The organism is Aneurinibacillus sp. UBA3580 (assembly GCF_002375825.1).
GTDB lineage: Bacteria > Bacillota > Bacilli > Aneurinibacillales > Aneurinibacillaceae > Aneurinibacillus > Aneurinibacillus danicus.
On the sequence record NZ_DFMZ01000044.1, the window covers coordinates 1 to 1,981 of the forward strand.

Genomic DNA, 1,981 nt, shown 5'->3' on the forward strand with positions numbered 1-1,981 from the left:
GTGCTGAACCGGGTTCCGTATGAGATACTGCATTCGGATTATGCCTGGCTGCTTGGACTTGGGGCGTTTATCGGCATAGTGCCGCATTTTTCCCATCGTACCTATACGCATACGGTTTGGGCGCTTGCAGTATGGGGCTATATCTGGTTCTATGCGGAGGCATCCCTGCAGTGGAAAGGGCTTTTTCTTGCGGCATCGTCCGGCTATCTGTCGCATTTGCTCGCTGACACGCTGACGGTGGCAGGCGTACGCTACCTGCATCCGTTCCCGCCGCTCGTCAAATTTCCGTTAATTCGTACAAAGAAGGACAGCCGCAAGGAAACGGCTGTCGTTATGATAAGCGCAGTGTTGGTGCTGCTTGTTTGTTTAGATGTGTTTCCTACATAATTTCTTATTGAAATTTTAACGGAATCTTAATATAGTAGGGTCGTCAAAGAGAAACGGACAGCGTTCGGCCGTCTCCTGGACGGCCTTTTTTTGGACGCGTGTCGAAAAAAAGACACAGGGATAAAGGGGACTGAGTTTATGTCAGCATTCGTTTCGGTAATAGGAACGATATTTGTCGATTGCAAGGGGTTCGCGAAACAGAATTATCAGGCCGATACGCGAAATATCGGCAGCGTACAGTTTGTGCATGGTGGCGTTGGCCGTAATGTGGTGGAGAATCTGGCCAATCTGGATGTTCCGACCGCTTTTGTATCCTCGGTGGATGAGTCTGGCCTCGGGCAGGAAGTGATGGCACGCCTTCAAGCGGCTTCGATTCGCACAGAGTATGTACAGACCCGTCCGGCGCAGGGAATGGGCATGTGGCTTGCAATTTTGGATGAGAACGGAAATCTGGCCGGCTCCATTTCCCAGATGCCGATTCTGGATGTACTGGAAACGGTGATCAAGACAAAGGGGGAAGAAGTTGTCCGCATGTCGTCGCATGTGGTGCTGGAGCTTGACTTAAACGAAACAATCGCTCGCCGGACGCTTGAGCTTGCAAAGCAGTACGAGCGTCCGGTCTACGGCATCCCCGGCAACCTTGAGGTAATCATAAAACATCCCGATTTGCTGGATGGTCTGGAGTGCTTTATTTGTAACAACTTCGAGGCCGATATGTTTATGGCACGTGACTTTACCTTGATGGAGACGGCAGAACAATTGGAAGCGCTGGCCGACTTTACCAGGCGTACAGGCCTTGTATCTATCGTCGTGACACTGGGGGAAAAAGGCGCTGTGTATTATGACAGCCGCAGCGGACGAGCCGGACACCAACCTGTGTTCCCGGTTCGGATGATAGATTCTTCGGGTGCTGGCGATGCGTTTTTTTCCGGTACGGTAATGGGTCTGGTGCGCGGTTTGCCGCTGGAAGAAGCGGTGATCTGCGGAACCAAAGTGGCTGGTTGGACAATCCAGTGTGCAGAAAACAATTGCCCTACACTCAGAGAGAACATGCTGGGCGACGAATTTTTCCAGAGTATGATGGTAAAATAAGAAAAACAAAAAGCCAGGGCCTGCGGGCGCTGGCTTTTCGTTAGTATAGGAAAGTGTATCCGTGTGGAGCGTGGGGCCCGAAGGGAGAAAAAGACCGGCAACTGTCTCCCTCTTCGAGATACCCGGATGTTTTGCCGGTCCGATCGAAGAGCCACAAACATGTGTATACAATAGTAAAAATGGAAAATACTACGAAAGAATAACCAGACGGGAGACAGGGGAGGTGGAGTGAGATGAATCAAATTACGGTGAGAGAGCTGATGATGATTGAGGACGAATTGCGGGCCGAGCAGATTACGGGCAAGACATTGAACTGGTGCGCGTCTCAGTGCCAGGATGCCGCTATTCGCAGCATGCTTGAGCAGATGGCGGAACAGCACCAGTTACGTGTCGGAGAGCTATCCCGATATTTTAACCGTACCAATCGTGTACAGTAGAAAACCACCATGGCCAATTAACTACAAGCCCTGCCATGAAAAGGAAGGGCGGCTGACTTTTGGGG

3 protein-coding genes are annotated in these 1,981 nt (G+C 51.1%); all 3 read left to right on the top strand.

What is annotated here, in order from left to right; all coding sequences use genetic code 11:
• On the top strand, positions 1-387 hold a 387-nt coding region (locus tag B2899_RS06870; protein WP_286884619.1), incomplete at its 5' end, for a metal-dependent hydrolase.
• A gap of 138 nt (positions 388-525) precedes the next feature.
• On the top strand, positions 526-1,479 hold the full coding sequence (locus B2899_RS06875) for a carbohydrate kinase family protein (protein WP_286884621.1): 954 nt from the start codon (positions 526-528) through the stop codon (positions 1,477-1,479).
• 233 nt (positions 1,480-1,712) lie between these two features.
• The gene (locus B2899_RS06880) at positions 1,713-1,916 is read left to right on the top strand and encodes a hypothetical protein (protein WP_286884623.1); all 204 of its coding nucleotides are present in this window, start codon (positions 1,713-1,715) and stop codon (positions 1,914-1,916) included.
• Positions 1,917-1,981: the final 65 nt, after the last annotated feature.